Here is a 20,547-nt window from a genome sequence, read left to right as displayed (position 1 = left end):
ATCGAGTAAAATATTCGGTTTTCAGAACGCAAATATATGTCCAATTAAGGAGTTTATGCCAAACTGGCATTCGTTTGTTGTTTTTTGCGCTTTAAGGCTGCCTTTACAAAGCCGACGAACAACGGGTGCGGATTCGCGACGGTACTCTTATACTCTGGATGATATTGTACCCCTATAAACCAGGGATGCTTGGGAAGTTCTACAATCTCGACCAGCCCGGTAGCTGTATTTATCCCAGAAGGTTTTAGTCCGGCCGCTTCGAGTTGCGCTTTATATTCGTTGTTGAATTCATAGCGATGACGGTGTCTTTCAGAGATATCGGACGCCCCGTTATAGACCTCTTGCACCAGACTACCGTCAAGCAGTTTACAGTCCCACGCACCAAGACGCATCGTGCCCCCTTTATTGGTAACCGTTTTCTGTTCTTCCATCAAACTGATAACAGGGTTCTGGGTATTTTCATCCATCTCGGTCGAGTTGGCACCCGACAATCCAAGAACATTTCTAGCATACTCGATTACTGCCATTTGCATACCGAGACATATTCCCAAAAATGGAATACCATTTTCACGGGCATACCGCACTGCCTTTATCTTTCCTTCGATGCCCCTTTCACCAAATCCTGGTGCGACCAATATTCCGTTCAAACCGGCAAGCTTCTTTTCGAGGTTCTTTTCAGTAAGATGCTCGGAATGTACTGAACGTACTTTTACACGAACTTCGTTGACGGCTCCGGCATGTATAAAGGATTCTAAAATGGACTTGTACGAATCTTGTAATTCGACATATTTTCCGACCAAACCTACGGTAACCTCGTTTTTAGGATTTTTATGGCGTTCTAAAAACTCGTTCCATTGATTCAGGTCGGTCTCCCTATCATCGGGCAATGCCAATTTACGCAGGGCCACCGTATCCAACCCTTCCTCCTGCATCATTACCGGAACGTCATATATGGTCGAAGCGTCGATCGATTGAATCACCGCCTCGCGCTTGACATTGCAGAAAAGAGCCAATTTTTCCTTTATCTCATCGGATATTTCGTGTTCGGTCCTACAGACCAAAATATCGGCCTTTATACCGCTTTCCATGAGGGTCTTGACACTGTGCTGCGTCGGTTTTGTCTTTAATTCTCCGGCTGCCGAAAGAAAGGGAACCAAAGTAAGATGGATCACTATGGCATTATTATCGCCCAATTCCCAAAGTAATTGTCTCACGGCCTCGATATAGGGCAATGATTCGATATCACCAACGGTTCCGCCTATTTCGGTTATCACGATGTCGTACTCACCGCTGTTTCCGAGCAACTGGACCCGTTCTTTTATTTCATTCGTGATATGGGGGACTACCTGAACGGTCTTGCCCAAAAACTCACCTCTACGCTCCTTTTCGATAACGCTTTGATAGATGCGTCCGGTCGTGACATTATTGGCCTGCGAAGTCCGAACGTTCAAAAAGCGTTCGTAATGGCCAAGGTCCAAATCGGTTTCGGCACCATCATCGGTCACATAACACTCCCCATGCTCATACGGGTTCAAAGTACCTGGATCAACATTGATATAAGGGTCTAATTTCTGAATGGTGGTCTTGTACCCCCTGGCCTGTAGGAGTTTGGCCAAAGATGCTGCAATGATTCCTTTTCCTAATGAAGAGGTCACGCCTCCCGTAACGAAGATGTACTTTGTCTGCGACATGATGGGGTTCTGTGTTACGGGGCATAAAGATACAAATTGCCCGAACAATTCACAGGGTATCTTTCGGAAATTCTTTTTGAACCTTGTAAATCAGGGATTCCAGACCGTTAATCTTTATTTCGTGCATAGCCTTCAACAATTCTCCAAGCTTGCCCTTCGGAAATCCTTTTTGCCTGAACCATGTGAAATAGGCCTCGGGAAGATCCACAAGATAACGGCCTTTATATTTTCCAAACGGCATTCGATAATGGGCAAGCTCGATCAGATGTTCTTTGTCGGGAGATACTTCCATTTTTAAAAGTAAAACTTATATCTTTAAAAAAAGAAACCCAAGAATAAAATGAAAAGAAGAAAATTTATAGGGACTTCGGCCGCTGCCTCTATGGGTATTTTAGCCTACAATAATGCCAATGCCAACTCTTCACGTAAACTTGCCAATAACCAACTAAAAGGAAATATAAACCATAGTGCCTGTAGGTGGTGCTATAGTTCAATTGAATTGGAAGACCTTTTAAAATCTTTTAACGATTTGGGCATCAAGGCAATGGACCTTGTGGGACCTAAAGATTGGCCTTTGTTGAAAAAATATAATGTTCATTCATCAATGTGCAATGGGGCGGAAATAGGTCTTACGGAAGGATGGAACGACCCCAAGCACCATGAAACACTTGTTAAAAACTATATCGAAATGATTCCGAAGGTGGCCGAAGCGGGTTACACCAACCTTATTTGCTTTAGCGGAAATGGAAAAGGCATGAACGACCTAGTCGGGTTGCAAAACTGTGTTACAGGACTGAAGCAGATCATACCGACCGCCGAAAAGCATGGTGTCATAATACAAATGGAACTTTTGAATTCAAAGGTCGACCACAAGGATTACATGTGCGACAATACGCTTTGGGGTGTTGAATTGTGCCGGAGATTGGGTTCGGACAATTTTAAACTCTTATATGATATCTACCATATGCAGATCATGGAGGGTGATATTATTCGCAACATTCAAGATTATCATCAGTATTTTGGGCACTACCATACCGGTGGCAACCCCGGTAGAAATGAAATCAATGAGACCCAGGAGTTATTTTATCCGGCCATAATGAAAGCTATCTTGGCCACTGGGTTCAAAGGTTATGTGGCCCAAGAGTTTATTCCCACCTGGGACGATAAAATTGCGGCGCTAAAGGAAGGGGTTTCAATCTGCGATGTTTAGCTAGATGGTCAAATTACCAAGGCCGTTTAAATGTGTTTTAATATAGGGTTTCAAATTTCCGAATAGCAACTTGGTCATTTCTTTAAAAAATTAATCGAAATTAACAGTGAAAAATCAATCAATAATATTCCATTTATGAAAAAATCAATCTTACTTTTTGCGTGTGCCATGTTGGGTGTATCACTTATACATGCGCAAGAATTCAATGTCGGAACCAATGTGATAAATGGTGGCGTCGGTTTTGGAGGTTCCTTTGGCAGTTATGCGACTTCTTCACAAAGTATCGGTCTTAGCGTTAGTTACGAAAGAGGGATCTGGGAATTGCCCGGTCCGGGTGTGGTAAGCCTTGGCGGCTATATTGGCACAAAGACCTATAAATATGATTACGTCGGTGGAAATGACAAGTGGAACTATACCATCATCGGGGTAAGGGGCGCTTACCACTTTAATGGTTTGGATGTTGACAATCTAGATGTTTATGGGGGCGTAATGGCCTCATATAACATCTTATCTTATGATGGCAATGGTAATTTTAATAGTAGACCCGGGGCCACCGCTTTTATTGGGGGCAGATGGTACTTTGCAGAGAACATAGCCGTATTTGCCGAAGCCGGTTACGGTGTAGCCTATTTGACCACCGGTATTTCTTTACGGTTTTAGTGTACCGGGGTATTTCCACGAAAATAAGCGATGCACTACTCCATTTCATTTAAGAGTTCTGCGATTTTCGCGTTCCATTGCAATTGTTGCTGAATGTTACGCGAGAAATTGGTCTCATAATCGTATTTTTTTTGAAAGGCACCGAGTTCTTTCAAAATGTCTCTGTATATCTTTTTGATTTCGGCCTTGACATTACCTGTCAAATTGGCCTGGGACACTTGCTTGCGCATCTTTCGGGCAAAAAGTTCGGCAATATCAAAATGCAATTGTTCATGACTTAAAATGACGCCGTTGACCAAGTCGGGCTGAAACCAGGACTTATCAGGATAAAAATGCGTACTGATCTCGATATCAAGTTTCAACTCCCCGTTCGTTTCCGTTGAAGAAAATTCATAAGAGATCCCGCTTGCAGTGACGGCAGCGGCCCATGCCGTTTTAAATGGTCTTCCCTTGAAATCTTCCCACATTAACTTTCTATCAGGACTCCAAGGAATGGTTTCCTCTTCTTGGGAGAGTATAAAACCCGACGATAGCAAAAAAATCAGGCAGCAAATATTTTTTAAAATACCCAATTATAGGAAATTACTTTTTCAATATCGGGATGCAGACTATAGAGTACCGGGCAAGTATTCGCAGTATGTTCCAAAATCTTACGGTTCTTTTCCGACACATTCTTCGGCAGGCTCAATTTTACCTCGATCTTTGCGATACGTCTCGGGTCGGCCGCCATATGCTTGGTAACCTCTGCCGTGGCATTCACAAGATCTACGTTCAGGCCATTGGCCTTAATGCCCATCATGGTCAGCATACAACTTGCAAGTCCTGTCGCAACGGTATCGGTCGGCGAAAAAGCCTGACCTTTTCCATTGTTGTCTATCGGGGCGTCGGTAATAAATGTATCACCGGAACGCAAGTGTTCACAACTTGTACGAAGCCCCCCCTTATAAGTTACTTTTGATGTCATGGCATTTTAGTTTTCGACCTCTTTCAATCGCATCTCATCATAGCTCATTATATATGAAGATTGGTTGAAATATCCTGATGCAAAATCTTTTTCATAAGAAAATTTATTGCCCGTATAACCGGTCTCCCCGATAAGTTTTGACACCTCCATCAGATTGTTTTTATAGGCCAATTTCAATAAAAGATCAAAGGTCATATCAAAACCACGAACGGCATAACGATCAGGAAATTCACCAAATCGCCTTGTGTACCTTTCGGTAAAGGAGTTCTTCTGGGGTTCTCTGTACACCGATGGATACGTAAAATTAAGATTCGAGAGATGGGCGCTCGAAATCACATCGTTTTCGAAAGCTTTTCCTCTATTCGTCGTGAACATGCGCAAACTTATCTTCTCTTCGTCAAGGGGATCCAAGAGGGCATTCTGGAACGAATTCAAAATCGAGCTAACACTTGAGGCCAACCTAAAATTGTCGGTCTCTAAAAATACCCAGTTCTCGGTTTTCTTTGACAACAATAGTTTTAATTTATCGATATTGACACCGATATTCTTTTCCTCCTCTTTTACCTCGGCCACCTTGGCCTCAGGAAATCTTGATAGCAGTGAATCGCGTACCACCGCATTGACCGAATCTGCAATAATGATAATATTCTGATTGGTCTTCTCGCCAGCCACATAATCGATCATTTTTTTGCGAAGCAAAGCATCTGAAGTATATGAAAAGAATACATTGTTCAGGCTAATGTTGCTATTCGCAGGTATGGGGGCTATAACAGGTACTTGGTATTGAGCGGCGCGAACGGCCACCTCTTTTAACGAAGCCAAGTCCAATGGTCCGATAACGGCATTTACATCGGTCAGACTTTCCCTTAGCAGAATTTCTTTGGTTTTGACAAGATCAAGCTGGTTGTCAAAAGTTTTCACATCGACCGAAATACCAAGCTCCGCTATGGAATCCAAAGCGATCAATGCTCCCGAATACAACCCCAAACTCAATTTCACATCGGTTCTTTTAAAAATGGCTTCCTCGACTTCTTCGCGGTCGCTAAGGTTCAAACGATCCAAACGAAAGGGCAGAAGAAACATCAATTTGGGCCTATTGGCGACATCAATACTATCCAACAGATTTATCTTATCGAGTACCAACGAATTTCGCACTTCAAAATCACCGGTTTGGTCCTTGGGCAATTTCAACACCATACCCGCTTTCAAACCCTCCTGTAAATCTGGATTCAACGCCAAAAGATCTTTATAATCCACACCCAATTTTCTGGTCAGCGAAAAAACGGTTTGTTTGGGTTTGACTTCATAAAAGTTATAATTATCGGTATTGATCTCACCAGGATCCCTTTTCACCTGTGGAATGCGTATCACCATACCCTCCTTTAACCCTCCTTGTTCGGTTATTTCAGGATTCAACCGTACTATCTCTTCCGATTTCACGCCGAATTCTTGTTCCAACCGGTAAAAATTCATTTTGGCGGGCACGGTATAAGAAACAAATAGCTGGGTTTCTTGATCAGGAATAGTGCTTCCCGGTAATCTTGGCATTCGAAGTTCTTGCCCTTCCCTAAGATAATCAGAAGTTTTCGAAAGATCGGGATTCAAGACCAGCATACTATCGATTGTAACGCCATATTTGTGCGCCACACTCCAACGGGTTTCTTTAGGCGCAACGGTATAAACCTCGAAATCTTCTTCAATGATTTCCTCTCCCGGTTTTACCCTACGAAATTTAGGTATGCGCAAAACCATCTTCTTTTCCAACTGTGAGGCATAAAGCACACGATTGTATCGTTTGATATCGTCTTCGGTAATATTATATCGCTTTGCAATACCGAAAAGGGTCTCTTTTCTACGCACTTTATGAGAAGTGAATCCGATAGGTTCTTCATGAGCAGGTATCGTATCACTCGTTTTACCCGTAATGTTTGTGCTTGGCCTTACCGTATTGGAAGTGACAGGAATGACCAAAATCGTGTTCGCCCTTAAATCTTGTCCTTTCTTGATTTCTTTATTATACGTGAGCAAGGTCGTCTGGCTTACCCCGTACCGTTTTGCTATCGATTCTAAAGTTTCACCATTTTTTACCGCATGACTTGTAAACTTTTGTGCGGTGGCCTTACAGCCCATGAAAACGAACATGAGCAAAATCAAGGTATTTTTCAAAAATCGGTTCATGTCTATTCCCATTCTATGGTCGCCGGGGGTTTTGAGCTGATGTCATATACCACTCTATTCACTCCGGGCACCTTATTAATTATCTCGTTCGACGTTTTCTGTAAAAACTCATAGGGTAAATTGACCCAGTCTGCGGTCATACCATCGGTACTTTCGACCGCTCGTAAAGCTACGCATTTTTCATACGTGCGCTCATCACCCATTACGCCTACACTATTTACGGGCAAAAGCATGGCCCCGGCCTGCCAGACCCTATCGTAAAGACCCCAATCGCGCAGTCCCTTGATGAAAATATGGTCGACTTCTTGTAGAATGGCCACTTTTTCACGGGTAATGTCACCCAGGATACGAATGGCAAGTCCCGGACCGGGAAATGGGTGCCTTCCCAAACGCTCATCGCCTACATCCATACTCTTGCCCACTCTTCTTACCTCATCTTTGAACAACATCTTAAGGGGTTCGACGACTTTCAATTTCATAAAATCTGGTAATCCACCCACATTGTGATGACTTTTAATTGTTGCGGAGGGACCTCCGGTACCCGAAACCGATTCGATAACATCGGGATAAATCGTACCCTGTGCCAGCCATTTCGCATCTTCGACCAAATGCGCCTCGTCGTCAAAAACCTCAATGAACACCCTTCCGATAATCTTACGTTTTGTTTCGGGGTCGCTCTCTCCTGCCAGAGCATCCAAAAAGCGTGCCGAAGCATCAACACCTTTGACATTGAGTCCCATACCCTTGTATTGCTCAAGTACATCTTCAAATTCGTTCTTGCGCAACAGACCGTTATTTACGAAAATACAATGGAGGTGTTTTCCGATGGCCTTATGGAGCAATACAGCGGCTACCGTTGAATCGACCCCACCTGACAATCCAAGAATTACTTTGTCATCGCCGATCTTTGCTTTTAATTCGGTTACCGTCGATTCGACAAAGGCGTCGGGCGTCCATGTTTGGGCCACCCCGGCGATATTGACCAAAAAGTTCTCCAAAAGCTGTTTGCCATCGGTCGAATGATAGACTTCAGGATGAAATTGAATGCCATAAGTTTCCTCTCCTTCAAACTTAAAAGCGGCATTCTCGACATCATGCGTACTGGCAATAAGATGCGTGTTTTCGGGAAGCTGTTTTATCGTGTCGGCATGGCTCATCCAAACTTGGCTCCCGACATTGATATTTGCGAAAAAAGGATTTGCGTTCTCAACATGCGAAAGATTGGCGCGACCATATTCCCGCGTATTCGATTTTTCTACGTTTCCACCATTGAAATGTGCCAAGTACTGTGCTCCATAGCAAATGCCCAACAACGGTTTCTTTCCCTTTATTTCGGAAAGATCGGGATGCGGCGCATCATCTGCACGTACCGAAAACGGCGAGCCTGAAAGTATGACCGCTTTATAGCTCGAAAGGTCTTTTGGGAGTTTATTGTAAGGTTTTATTTCGCAGAAAATATTCAGTTCGCGAACCCTTCTTGCTATAAGCTGGGTATACTGCGAGCCAAAGTCAAGGATAAGGACGTTGTTTTGCATGGGCAAAAATAGGAAAATCGAAAATTTGGCGAAGCTTCTTTGCCGATATTTGTACCATGTTTTTCAACAAGTCTTGAAACAACAGATAAAAATTGATAATAGTACTCTCGCACCGAACAAGTTTTAAATTCAAATTAATTCATTCGTCTATTTTTTTATTACCGCGCTTCTATAACTGCTCGAGGTAATGATCTACATGATCGCGTGCCACCTTATAAAGACCAACTAATCTAAACCACCTATTCAATGGGTAAAAAAAGTAATAGGAACATAATATAGTTAGAGGAAAATTAAATGGGGCGGGCACTGGACAACTTTACAGTATTCAATAACCAATTGATTTGAAGGTTTTATAGAAATAAAAAAGCCGCGACCCTACATCGCGGCTTTTAATCAAAATCAAAAAACCAACCTAAACACATGAACTTGATTAAACTAACTCAAATCAAATTTTTTTTTCTAAACTTCATCCCGATTTATTGTGGGCAAACCAGGATGAAGTATGTATTTCTTAATTCATAGCAATTTTTATATATAACACCCATGGGATTAAAAACCCTACCTTATATCCACCTTTTTTGACAATTTTTTTTCACGTAATCATAATTTATTTATTTACAATTACTTACGTTTTTATTTTTTTTACTTTCTTGTATGTAATCTGATTAAGTATATGATTTTCAATGCTAGTTTTTACTTAACTTTAATAAAGAAAATATGGGTTCATGTCTGATGATTTTTTTAACGAGTTAAAGGAAGAACTCCAAAAAGGAGTTTCATCGAAGGGCCACCCCTTTCGATACGGTGTGTTGGCTACTTTGGGGCTGGAAAAAATGCCAAGGCAGCGTACCGTCGTAATCCGCTCAGTCGATAGTTTGCTCAACCTGCATTTTTATACCGATATGCGATCCAAAAAGGTATTGCACATCAAAGAAAATAACAGGGTAAGCTTGTTGTTTTACCATCCTGAAAAAATGCTCCAAATTCGCATCGAAGGACTTGCGACCATTATAAATGATGAAAACATTTTGAATAAGCATTGGCATAATGTTCACAAAGCTGGTCAAAGAGATTACACAACAAAGGCCGCCCCAGGAAGTATCCTCACCAATCCCGATACCTTGGAATATCTTGACGACACCAACCATTTCTGCCTGATAAGCGTAGAACCTTTCAAGATAGAATACCTAAGATTGAAACGCCCGAATCATGTCAGACTGCGGTATTCTAAAAAAGGTACTTCATGGGAATCCGATTTCTTGGTACCCTAGAATCTTTTAAGGATTAATGGAAATTCAACGGGCTTGCCCAGGATCTATACTTCTATGATTCTAAAACCTAACTCCAAGGGTTTTAATGATTCGAACAAGGTTGGTATCAACGTTTCCCCCAACTCAAGATAAAGCTCTGAAAAATTAAGATTTCGTTCCTGTAACGATTTTCCCGGAAAAAGTTGATCCTGCAGCTCCCTCATGCGCACGACATGATCTTCGAGTTTTCTTTTTTGAGCTTTTAGCAATCTTTTTTCAAGATTTTCTAGTCCTTTTTTCTGTTTTATTTCCTGAGCCTTTACCGCTCCAAGAAAAGATTTGTCGGTTTGGTCGGCAATTTCGTATAAGGCCTTAAACTGGTTTTCGAGATGCATTTTCTGAGGTGCGAAATCAATGTCGATATTAGAGACTTCCCTGATCTTCTTGTTGATAAGGTCGTTTTGCCTCAAGAACACCTCTGCTACCGAGATACCCAACTTCGAAAGCTTTTTAGACTGCTTTTTTGTCACCACCAAAGCCGAATTTCGAAGCAAAAGCATAGGAAAAGGTACTTGCATCGCCTCAAAATAAGATTTAAGCTGCAACCAGTAGGCCAATTCTCCCCCTCCCCCAATATAGCACAAATTGGGCAAGATCGCTTCTTGGTACAAAGGTCGTGCTATAACGTTGGGTGAAAATGCTTCCGGATGGGTCTCGATTTCGGCCCTCAGTTCTTCCTTGGTAAATTTGATTTCCGTATCGTTGACATAAAAATTACCATCCTTTTTTATTATCCGTTCTCGAAGTCCCTCTTTAAGATAGAAATAATTGATCTCACGAGGATTGACCTGAATGCCATAATTTTCCGGCAATTGCTTCAAATGTTCTATGGTTTCTGACACCTCGTGAAATGGTAGTTGCTCAAAAATATCCTTTTTGATGTAGGGCACGAACACCCTTTTAAGGCTCGAATCGTTGCCGTCTACGATAACGAGCCCATGGTGACCAAAAAGCTCGTTGGCCAAATAGCGTGTAGCTTTGGCAAGGTTGTCATGTTCAAGGTAAGCCTTTCGAAACAAGTCTTTTATGGCAGCTGCATTGCGACCGATCCCCAAGGCTTCGCCAAAAGTTTCAAATACCTCATGCAGACCGTCAGTATTTAAGTCGCCCACTGCCCCATCTCGAAAACCATCAGGATTCCATTGCAGTTTTTTCCCTTTAAAATTAAAATAATTGATCTCGTCGAAATCATGGTCCTCGGTGGCCATCCAATAAATGGGCACAAAATTGTATTTGGGATAACGCTTCTTAAGTGCAACGGTAAGATTGATGGTTGAGATTATCTTGTACAAAAAATACAACGGACCTGTGAACAGATTTAGCTGATGACCGGTCACTATCGTGAAGGTCGTAGGCTCTTTCAGCATGACCAGGTTATTCTTGGTTTTTTTTGACAACTCGAAGTTTGAATATTGCCTCACCAAAGAATCGTAAAGTACGTTGCGGTTTGCTTCGGGAAAATTCTGCGATTTCTCTTCGATCTGCGATTCAAAATTTTCAAGTCTTGGAAAGCGATTATAAAAGGGTTTCAAGGTTTCCTTTTCTTCCAGGTAGTCGCAGATCAATTGTGAAAAATAACCGGTTTTTTTAAAGGGAATACAGTCAATATCCATAGAAGTGCTGAAAATGCGGCATAAAGATAAAATACTCGGTCGATTGAGTTGCTAAAAATACGTTAATATAGACTAACAGATTATCCTAGAAAGCGATTCACTGGTAGAAATTCAGGATGATTTGTCCCTATTATTCCCTAGATTTGATTTTGCACAATTTAAATCCTTTCTATGAGGCTATTTTTACTTCCCTTGGCATTGTTACTTTCTTTCGTTTGTGTTTCGCAAGACCTCAAATCGCCATCCGAATTCTTGGGCTACGAGCTTGGCACACAATTCACGCGGCACCATCAGGTAGTGGATTACTATGAATACTTGGCCAAGGCAGATCCAGCCAGGGTAAGATTACAGGAATATGGCCAAACGAACGAACGCCGACCGCTGCTGTTGGCAATCGTTTCTTCAGCCACCAATATGACAAACCTCGAAAACATTCGCTTGGAACACTTGAAGAGCACCACAGGCGAAAGTAATGCAGAGAAGGCCATCGTCTGGATGAGCTATAACGTACATGGCAATGAGAGTGTCAGCACCGAAGCCTCTATGCAGACCATATACGACTTATTGACGAACAAAAGCGGTTATTTGGAGAATACAGTCGTTCTTATCGACCCATGTATAAACCCTGATGGTCGAGATCGCTATGTGAACTGGTACAATCAAAATAAGAATACCCCGAACAATGTAGACCCTAATAGCAAAGAGCACAATGAGGGTTGGTTGAACGGTCGGGCGAACCATTATATGTTCGACCTGAACCGTGATTGGGCTTGGTTGACCCAGATAGAAAGCCAGCAACGACTTAAAATGTTCAATGAGTGGCTGCCGCACGTACATGTCGATTTTCATGAACAGGGGGTGAACAGTCCTTATTACTTTGCACCTGCTGCCGAACCTTTTCATGAAGTTATCACTCCTTTTCAAAGGGAATTTCAAAAGACCATAGGAAAAAATCACGCCAAGTATTTCGATGCCAACGGATGGTTCTATTTTACCAAGGAAATTTTCGACCTTTTCTATCCGAGTTATGGCGATACCTACCCAACGTATAACGGGGGTATCGGAATGACCTTTGAACAAGGTGGCAGTGGTCGTGCAGGAATCGGGGTTATTACAAGCATCGGTGATACCTTGACCCTAAAGGATAGAATAGCCCATCACCATACAACCGGATTGTCAACCGTAGAGGTAGCCACGACCAATGCCGAAAAATTGAATGCCGAATTCAGAAAATTCTACCAAAGAAAAAATTTCAAGTACAAGAGTTATGTGCTTGATGGAAATCAGGGCAATATGCATGCACTGATGAAATTGTTGCGCCAACATAAAATCGAATTTGGAACCGCCGAAATAGGTACGATCAAAGGTTTTGACTATAGTACCGGCAAGAACGGAAGTTTTAGGTCTGAAGGGAACAGCCTTGTAATTTCCACCAACCAACCCAAAGGCACTTTGGTAAAAGTACTTTTTGAACCCAATGCCAAGCTGAGCGATTCATTGACCTATGATATTACCGCTTGGTCGTTGCCCTATGCCTATGGTCTCAAGGCGATTGCCTCGAGTGTCGAGGTCGGTACGACAGGCACACCTGCTACACCGATGGTCAATAACAATATCGACGAAAATGCCTATGCCTACATTACGGATTGGAACAGTATGGACGATGCCCGTTTTTTGGCCGATCTGCTACAACAAAAAATACGCGTACGTTTCGCCAAAAAGCCTTTCAAAACGGTAGAGGGCAATTTCAAGCGCGGTAGTTTGATCATAACAAGAGCCGACAACAAGAACAACAAAGACTATGCGTCGATCTTGAAAAGTGCTTCGACCAAGCACAATAAGAATCTAGTAGCCACGACCACCGGTTTCGTCGAGAGCGGTAAGGATTTTGGTTCACGCTATGTTCAAATGGTCGATGATGTAAAAATTGCAATGCTTTCGGGCGGACCGACTTCTACCCTACGCTTCGGTGAAATTTGGCATTTCTTCGAGCAACAGTTGAACTACCCCGTAACCATTCTTGATTCCGATTATTGGTCCCAAGTCGACCTCTCTGAATACGATGTACTTATATTGCCAGGCGGATGGGGCTATCAGGGTTTTTTCAAAGACAGTGATTTGGAGACCTTGAAAGAATGGGTAGGCAACGGTGGCAAGCTCATTGCCATGGGCGGTGCCATTAAAGGTATCGATGGCGAAAAAGGTTTTGGTATAAAGGCCCGTAAAAAAGAACAAGATACGACCGACATCGAAGTACTGTCTTATGACGCCGGTCAACGCGAGGGTATGAAAGAAGCCATTACCGGTGCTATTTTCAAGACAAAAGTAGATAAGACCCATCCATTGGCCTATGGGTACGAAGACACGTATTTCACGCTAAAATTGGGGCAAGATGCCTATGAGTACCTTGAAGGTGGCACCGTGGTATACATGGGTAACGAAACGAAGCCCGTGGCAGGCTTTGCGGGTAGCGAGGCCCAGAAAAAAATTGCGAAAACTTTGGTTTTCGGCACAGAAAACCATGGTAACGGGCAGGTCATTTATATGGTAGACAACCCCCTGTTCAGGGGATTTTGGGAGAACGGCAAACTCTTTTTTGCCAACGCGATTTTTATGGTGGATTAACCGAGAAGAAGGTTATCAATAGAGCTGGTATAAAAAAGGGCCTCTTAAGGGATGGCTTTTTTCAAAAATAAACGTTGGTTCAAAAATTTAGTACATTTAAGAATCATGCCAGACCTATTGAACCATGCGCTTCTTAATTTCAGTTTTGCTATTTGGATTTAGTCTTCTGCCCTTTGCACTTTGCTGCCAAATTCAAGCACAGAACGATCGCCCCAACATCATTTTTATTTTGACCGACGACCAACGTTGGGATGCCCTGGGTCATTCGGGCAATGCTATTATAAAGACCCCTAATATGGATCGTCTTGCGGTCGATGGCACTTATTTCAAGAATGCATTCGTTACCACCCCGATCTGTGCGGCCAGCAGGGCCAGTATTATGACCGGACTATATGAAAGAAAGCACGATTATACGTTTCGACAGCCGCCATTAAAAACGCGATTCATTGCCCAGACCTATTTTACATTATTAAAAAGTGCCGGTTATCATAATGGCTTCTTCGGCAAGTTCGGGGTCAATTTCGAAAACCAACAAGACTCTCTCTTGTTCGATGTCTACCGGCCCAAACAACAGGGCGGATATTTTAGGTTGAATGAAAATGGCACCCAACAAAGGCACCTTACCGATGTTATGGCCGATGAGGCCATAGGTTTCATAAAAAATGCCCCAAACGACAGACCTTTTGCGCTTTCCCTTAGTTTTCATGCGCCCCATGCCGTCGATTCCTCTCCATACCAATATTTCTGGCCAGTGGCTTTAGATTCGCTCTACCAAGATATCGCGATACCCGACCCCTTAATGGATGGAACAAGCGATTTCAACAAACTACCGGAGGCCGTCCGCGAAGGTTTTAACCGTGCGCGATGGAGATGGCGTTACGACACGCCAGAAAAGTATCAAAATATGGTCAAAGGTTATTATCGGATGATCAGCGGAATCGATGCCGCCCTCGGAAGGATTCGAAAGACCCTCGAAAACCAAGGAATCGACAAGAACACGGTAATCATTTTAATGGGCGATAACGGTTACTTCATGGGCGAACGCCAATTGGCCGGAAAATGGCTCATGTACGAACCCTCTTTACGCGTTCCCTTGATAATCTACAATCCGAAAGAAAAAGGAGGAATGACCGTCGATGATATGGTTTTGAACATCGATGTTCCATCCACCATCCTCGATTTTGCAAAAGTCGATATTCCCAAAACATATCAAGGACAGAGTTTAAAAGAATACACCAAAACGAATGGCAGGCATCCGAAGAAAAGGAAAGAATTGCTGTTCGAACACCTCTGGAATTTTGAACCTATACCTGCCAGTGAAGGAGTTCGTACCGATAAATATAAGTATTTCCGATACCGAGACGACCCAAATTGGGAAGAACTTTATGACCTAGAAAATGACCCGAACGAGATGCATAATCTCGTCAATTCCAAAGATTACCGCAAGGTTCTGCAAGAGCTAAGGCAAAAGTGCGATACCTTGATAAAAAAGGTGTCTAAATAACTCATTTCATGAGGCAAATTGCCGAATTTACGATTACTGCGCTGTTAAATTCTTGAATTTAGTATCTTTCGATAATCGGTTATCGACCAAAAATTTAAGCCATGCGTAAATTAAGAGTCCTTGTTTTATGTATTTCGTTACTATCCTTTATTTTCCAAGGATGTAAATGGAAGCCTAACATCAATGAAACCAAAATTGAAGGACTCAAAGCATCTGTAGAGGTCGTTCGTGATGAAGCGGGAATCAACCATATCTACGCCAAAAACCAACATGATCTTTTTTTCGCCCAAGGTTATTGCGCGGCAAAAGACCGTCTGTTTCAATTCGAGATATGGCGACGTCAGGCCACTGGAACAGTAGCTGAAATTTTGGGTGAACGCGAATTGAAACGCGATATCGGCACGCGCCTTTTTAAGTTTCGCGGCGATATGACCACCGAAATGGAGCATTACCACCCCGACGGGGTCGAGATTCTGACCGCCTATACCAATGGGGTCAATGCGTATATCGAAGAGGTTTTGCAAAATCGGGAACTGCTTCCGGTTACCTTTATGATGTTGGATATCCTTCCTCAAAAATGGACGCCCGAGGTCATTATTTCAAGACACCAAGGACTTTTGGGCAATATTACCGAAGAGCTCGATTTTGGCCGTGCCGCTGCAGAAGTGGGTTCGGAAAAAATAAAGGAATATCTTTGGTTCCATCCCAAAGACCCCGATATTGAATTAGATCCTGCGATCGATGGTTCACTTTTATCTGATGATATTTTAGACCTGTACAATGCCTATCGCAAACCTATCAAGTTCGAACCTGAGGATTTGCTTGCCGAATATCGGGTCAAAGAAGGTACGGTTTCAAATACCGGAAACCCATCTTCAATCGGCGAACCGAAAAGCAATGACGTTTTTTTGGGAAGCAATAATTGGGTGACCTCCCCTGCCCTCTCAGAAAACGGCCATGCATACATGGCCAATGACCCGCATCGAAGATTGGCCATTCCATCGTTACGGTATTATGTACATCTGTCGGCACCCGGTTGGAACGTCATCGGCGGCGGAGAACCCGAAATTCCAGGGGTTTCCATTGGGCATAACGAATATGGTGCCTGGGGCCTGACCGTCTATGAAACCGACGGTGAAGATCTGTATGTGTATGATATCAACCCTGAAAATCATAATCAATATCGTTATCAAGGAAATTGGGAAGACATGGAGACGATTTCCGAAACCATAAAGGTTAAGAACGGTGATGATCGACAAGTAGACCTGCAATATACCCGTCATGGACCCGTCACCTATATCGACTCGATCAACCATAAGGCGTATGCCGTTCGCTGCGCGTGGCTCGAACCGGGCGGTTCGCCGTATTTGGCCTCGCTACGCATGGATCAAGCCAAAAGTTGGGAAGAATTTCGAGACGCCTGCAACTACAGTCATATACCCGGAGAAAACATGATTTGGGCCGACACCGATGGAAATATCGGTTGGCAGGCGGTAGGTATTGCCCCGATCCGGAAAAACCATAGTGGCCTCGTGCCCGTACCCGGTGATGGCCGTTATGAATGGGACGGATACCTCCCCATTATTGAAAAACCGCACGTTTATAATCCTTCCGAAGGATTTATCGCCACGGCCAACCAAAATGTAACCCCTGATTCGTACACAAAATGGGATGCTATCGGATTCACTTGGTCAGACCCCTATCGCGGACAGCGCATCAACGAAGTTTTAGGTTCACAGACCAAATTGAACCTTGAAAGAATGCAAGAACTACAGACCGATTATTTCTCGATCCCGGCTAGAACTCTGGTTCCTCTAATAAAAAACTTCGAAACCGAAGGCCCATTAATGGCGAGTGTCAGGGATAAATTAGCCAATTGGGATTTTCGATTGGATAAAACCTCTATTGCAGCGGGTATTTACGTCGCGTGGGAGAAGGAACTGATGGACAGGTTATTGGATTATTTTCCCGATCCGGAAGCTGAAATCCTTATGCAGTATATGCAAATGGCCAAACTTCTCGAGTGGATAGAAAATCCTGAAATCAAAATGGGTTCGTTGCAAAAAAGAAACGAATACCTCATAGGTACTTTTCAATCCGCTGTTCAAGGAATGACCGAAAAATTTGGGGATGATATTTCAAAATGGGTCTATGGGCAGCCCGATTACAAGCACGTTCAGATAAAACATCCTTTGGGCGAGGTGGTCAATGCCGAGTTAGAGGCAAAGCTCAACACCGAACTCAAACCTAGGGGAGGCAACCAACACACCCCCGGTTCAACCGGAATTGCGAACAGTCAACTATACGGTGCCACCTTCCGGATCATAGTCGATGTCAATGATTGGGACAAAACAGTTGGTTCAAATCCTCCCGGGCAATCAGGGAATCCTGAAGACCCATTTTACAAAAACTTGTACGATCAATGGAGCGAGGATGGATATTTTCCCGTTTATTTCTCAAGGGAAAAAGTAGACTCCGTTCAGGTTAATAAAAGTATACTTAGCCCAAAATAGGCGGAAAAAAACCATTGGCCTTAATCGATACCGTGATATTTCCGTGATACTTGGCGTATACCAAAAGGCTATCTTTAGGCCTTAACTTTTCCAAATTCAAAGGAAAAAAACATTTTGAACTTAAAAATTTGTCATGAAAAAAGTCTTCTTGTTTGGTATCGGTATGCTCTTCTTAATCAGTTGTAATTCAGATGATGGACCGGTTCAAACTCCCACGGAACCCATCATACCGGTAGCTGATTTTTCCGCTTCCGAAACCGATGTGGAAACGGGAACTATTATTGATTTCACTGATGGTTCGCAACATGCGAGCAGTTATGAATGGACTTTTGAAGGAGGTGATCCGGCAAGTAGTACTGACAAAAACCCATCAGTAACCTATAATACTTCGGGTTCTTTTTCGGTCAGCCTAAAGGTTACCAACGACGATGGTGATGATACCGAAACCAAGGCAGGCTACATAAACGTTACCGATGCCACGACACCTCCTTTGGCGGCCTTTACAGCAACCTCGACCATGATCGAAACCGGGGAAAGTATCGAATTTACCGATACCAGTACAGGATCGCCGACCGATTGGGCGTGGGATTTTGAGGGTGGCGATCCCGACACGAGTACAGACCAAAACCCCACCGTTACGTACACTACAGCTGGAACCTATACGGTTACCTTGACGGTCACCAATGCCGACGGTAGTGGTGAGGAAATCAAAACTGGATTTATAACGGTTACCGATCCGGTATTTGCTCCAGTAGCGGACTTCAGTGCATCTGCAACGACGATTACCAGTGGCAATGATATTACTTTTACAGATACGAGTGCAAACGAACCCACATCATGGGCATGGGAATTTGAAGGGGGTAGTCCATCAACCAGTTCGGAGCAGAACCCAACCATTACTTACAATAATTTCGGAACTTATTCGGTCACGCTTACCGCAACCAATTCTGCGGGCGATAATGAAATGACCAAAACCGGCTTCATTACCGTCGATATGCAAACCGCTTCGTACACGGTAACCTTTACCAGCAACTGGAATGCAACGAACCACCCCATTAATTTTCCTGCCAACGACCATTTTTCGGCGGCGGTCGGTATGGCGCATAAGCCAGGTGTCACTTTCTTCGAAGATGGCGAGTTGGCATCGGATGGAATCGAAAACATGGCCGAAACAGGAACCAACTCTCCCCTGGACTCTGAAATAGGCGCAATAGTCAGCGCCGGCAATGCCTTAAGTTTCGTGAACGGTGGCAGTTTGCCGAACGGCACCCTTGAACGGACCTTCACCCTTCAGGTGACCGAAGAATTCTCTTTCGTTACATTCGTAAGTATGATCGCACCGAGCCCTGATTGGTTTGTTGCCATTGAGAATATCGGCCTTTTCGATAATGGGGAATTCATATCGAATCTAACCGTGGATGCCATCTCGTACGATGCCGGAACGGACAGTGGGCCGAACTTTACGTCCGCCAACGATGATACGGATCCCGCCGAACCTATTTCCTTGATTACTACCGCCCCTTTGGGCAATGGCAGTACGGTAAATCCACCAATGGCATTTTTTACTTTTGTTAGAAACTAATGTATTTCTATAGAAGGGCCAATTTCAAAACATAATCATCAGCGGTCATAAAAAGTGTTTTCTCATCGGTCGAGAAGGCACAATTTGCCGTAGCCTGGCCCGTATAGATCCGTGCTATGGGGTGGCCCCTTTCGTTGAATATGAACAATCCTCCAGGGCCGGTGGCGAACAAGTAGCCTTTACTGTGCATTTTCATACCATCGGGAAGTCCCTGTTGACCTTCTTGCCCGATCAAATCGGTCGCATCATAAAATAACCGTTTATGCTCTACAATGCCCGGTGCCTTAATATCATAGCGATACCATACGGCATGTTCGGGGTCTGAAACGGCTACGTAAAGTTGTCGGCCGTCAGGGGCAAAAGCAATACCATTGGGCCGCGTCAATTTATCGACCAGTACGATTTCGCCCGAGGTCTTGAGACAGTATACTCCTTGAAAATCAAGTTCTTTGTTCGGGTCGTCCATCTGCTTTGGCAATCCGTAAGGTGGGTCCGTAAAATATAGATTTCCCAAAGCATCATAAACACCGTCATTCGGACTGTTAAAACGTTTACCCTCGAATTTGTCCGCCAAAGCCTCATATTCGGGTCGCGGATCGTCCAACGCCGTTTTCATTCTGGCCACCCTTCGTTCGCCATGTTGCATGAGCACTAGCTTGTTGTTGCTATCGAGCAGAAGACCATTGGATCCCGGTTCTTTACCGTAATCATCGCTTCCCAAATAACCGGAAGGCTTTAAATACGTGGATAAATTTCCATCCTTATCGATTTTGAAAACCGTATTGTTCGGGATGTCCGAAAACAAAAGGTAGCCACCTTCTTCGACCCACACGGGACCTTCCGTCCACTCGAAACCTTCGCCGATAACATCGATTTCAGCTTTTGGGTCGATCAATTGCAATGCCTCGTCATCTAAAATCTCTATTTTGAAATCATGCTTTTTTCCGCCACAGGAAATAATTAGAAAGATGAGAAATAAGGATAGAATGAACTGGACAATTGCCCGCTTTTTCAATTTCATGATATTGCGCTTTGTCCTTAAATTTATGAAATAATAAACCGCTATGGATTTTAAATCCATAGTTTTAAATAAGAATAAGATTCATTTTTTTTGAATACTGTGTCATTCCGCTGGAGGGAAGCGACGAGGAATCCCATGGTT

The 20,547-nt window shown here is 43.4% G+C and carries 15 protein-coding genes; 7 read left to right on the top strand and 8 right to left on the bottom strand.

The window, feature by feature from the left end:
- Positions 1–53: 53 nt before the first annotated feature.
- Both ACEZ3G_RS15510 and ACEZ3G_RS15505 read right to left on the bottom strand, forming a co-directional pair.
- Positions 54–1,691 carry a CTP synthase gene (locus tag ACEZ3G_RS15510; protein ID WP_432426431.1) on the bottom strand — a complete coding sequence of 546 codons (1,638 nt, stop codon included), beginning with the start codon at positions 1,689–1,691 and terminating at the stop codon, positions 54–56.
- Between the two features lie 49 nt (positions 1,692–1,740).
- Positions 1,741–1,983, bottom strand: coding sequence for a DUF3820 family protein (locus ACEZ3G_RS15505; RefSeq protein WP_432426430.1), 243 nt, complete (start codon positions 1,981–1,983; stop codon positions 1,741–1,743).
- A gap of 48 nt (positions 1,984–2,031) precedes the next feature.
- Here ACEZ3G_RS15505 and ACEZ3G_RS15500 point away from each other — a divergent pair, with 48 nt between their 5' ends.
- Together ACEZ3G_RS15500 and ACEZ3G_RS15495 are read left to right on the top strand one after the other, a co-directional pair.
- Positions 2,032–2,901, top strand: a complete 870-nt coding sequence (locus ACEZ3G_RS15500; protein WP_432426429.1) for a hydroxypyruvate isomerase family protein — start codon at positions 2,032–2,034, stop codon at positions 2,899–2,901.
- A gap of 135 nt (positions 2,902–3,036) precedes the next feature.
- Positions 3,037–3,561: a hypothetical protein gene (locus ACEZ3G_RS15495; protein ID WP_432426428.1), complete on the top strand. Its 525-nt coding sequence runs from the start codon at positions 3,037–3,039 to the stop codon at positions 3,559–3,561.
- Between the two features lie 35 nt (positions 3,562–3,596).
- Here the strand turns inward: ACEZ3G_RS15495 and ACEZ3G_RS15490 are convergent, their stop codons facing one another.
- Genes ACEZ3G_RS15490 through guaA form a run of 4 tightly spaced genes read right to left on the bottom strand, consistent with a single transcriptional unit; the run spans position 3,597 to position 8,238 of the window.
- Positions 3,597–4,133: a DUF922 domain-containing protein gene (locus tag ACEZ3G_RS15490; RefSeq protein ID WP_432426427.1), complete on the bottom strand. Its 537-nt coding sequence runs from the start codon at positions 4,131–4,133 to the stop codon at positions 3,597–3,599.
- Positions 4,121–4,525, bottom strand: coding sequence for an OsmC family protein (locus ACEZ3G_RS15485; protein WP_432426426.1), 405 nt, complete (start codon positions 4,523–4,525; stop codon positions 4,121–4,123). The genes ACEZ3G_RS15490 and ACEZ3G_RS15485 overlap by 13 nt, the downstream gene beginning before the upstream one ends.
- A gap of 6 nt (positions 4,526–4,531) precedes the next feature.
- Positions 4,532–6,703: an amino acid ABC transporter substrate-binding protein gene (locus tag ACEZ3G_RS15480; RefSeq protein WP_432426425.1), complete on the bottom strand. Its 2,172-nt coding sequence runs from the start codon at positions 6,701–6,703 to the stop codon at positions 4,532–4,534.
- A gap of 2 nt (positions 6,704–6,705) precedes the next feature.
- A complete protein-coding gene (gene guaA / locus ACEZ3G_RS15475) occupies positions 6,706–8,238 on the bottom strand; it encodes a glutamine-hydrolyzing GMP synthase (protein WP_432426424.1) in 1,533 nt (510 codons plus the stop codon).
- 725 nt (positions 8,239–8,963) lie between these two features.
- On the opposite strand from guaA, the gene ACEZ3G_RS15470 reads away from it, so the two are divergent.
- Positions 8,964–9,509: a pyridoxamine 5'-phosphate oxidase family protein gene (locus tag ACEZ3G_RS15470; RefSeq protein ID WP_432426423.1), complete on the top strand. Its 546-nt coding sequence runs from the start codon at positions 8,964–8,966 to the stop codon at positions 9,507–9,509.
- 44 nt (positions 9,510–9,553) lie between these two features.
- Here the strand turns inward: ACEZ3G_RS15470 and bshC are convergent, their stop codons facing one another.
- On the bottom strand, positions 9,554–11,161 hold the full coding sequence (gene bshC / locus ACEZ3G_RS15465; protein ID WP_432426422.1) for a bacillithiol biosynthesis cysteine-adding enzyme BshC: 1,608 nt from the start codon (positions 11,159–11,161) through the stop codon (positions 9,554–9,556).
- Positions 11,162–11,332: 171 nt separating this feature from the next.
- On the opposite strand from bshC, the gene ACEZ3G_RS15460 reads away from it, so the two are divergent.
- From ACEZ3G_RS15460 to ACEZ3G_RS15445, 4 genes are all read left to right on the top strand, one after another.
- Positions 11,333–13,786 (top strand): M14 family zinc carboxypeptidase, encoded by a 2,454-nt coding sequence (locus tag ACEZ3G_RS15460; protein WP_432426421.1) that lies wholly within the window; start codon positions 11,333–11,335, stop codon positions 13,784–13,786.
- Positions 13,787–13,910: 124 nt separating this feature from the next.
- On the top strand, positions 13,911–15,290 hold the full coding sequence (locus tag ACEZ3G_RS15455) for a sulfatase family protein (protein WP_432426420.1): 1,380 nt from the start codon (positions 13,911–13,913) through the stop codon (positions 15,288–15,290).
- A gap of 101 nt (positions 15,291–15,391) precedes the next feature.
- Positions 15,392–17,803 carry a penicillin acylase family protein gene (locus ACEZ3G_RS15450; RefSeq protein WP_432426419.1) on the top strand — a complete coding sequence of 804 codons (2,412 nt, stop codon included), beginning with the start codon at positions 15,392–15,394 and terminating at the stop codon, positions 17,801–17,803.
- 133 nt (positions 17,804–17,936) lie between these two features.
- Positions 17,937–19,385, top strand: coding sequence for a PKD domain-containing protein (locus ACEZ3G_RS15445; protein WP_432426418.1), 1,449 nt, complete (start codon positions 17,937–17,939; stop codon positions 19,383–19,385).
- 7 nt (positions 19,386–19,392) lie between these two features.
- Here ACEZ3G_RS15445 and ACEZ3G_RS15440 read toward each other — a convergent pair whose 3' ends face one another.
- Positions 19,393–20,406, bottom strand: a complete 1,014-nt coding sequence (locus tag ACEZ3G_RS15440) for an SMP-30/gluconolactonase/LRE family protein (protein WP_432426417.1) — start codon at positions 20,404–20,406, stop codon at positions 19,393–19,395.
- Between the last annotated feature and the right edge of the window lie 141 nt (positions 20,407–20,547).

The sequence above is a fragment of the Meishania litoralis genome (assembly GCF_042611095.1).
Lineage (GTDB): Bacteria > Bacteroidota > Bacteroidia > Flavobacteriales > Flavobacteriaceae > Meishania > Meishania litoralis.
The sequence above is the reverse complement of the archived record's forward strand: the minus strand, read 5'-3'. Positions and strand labels throughout refer to the sequence as shown.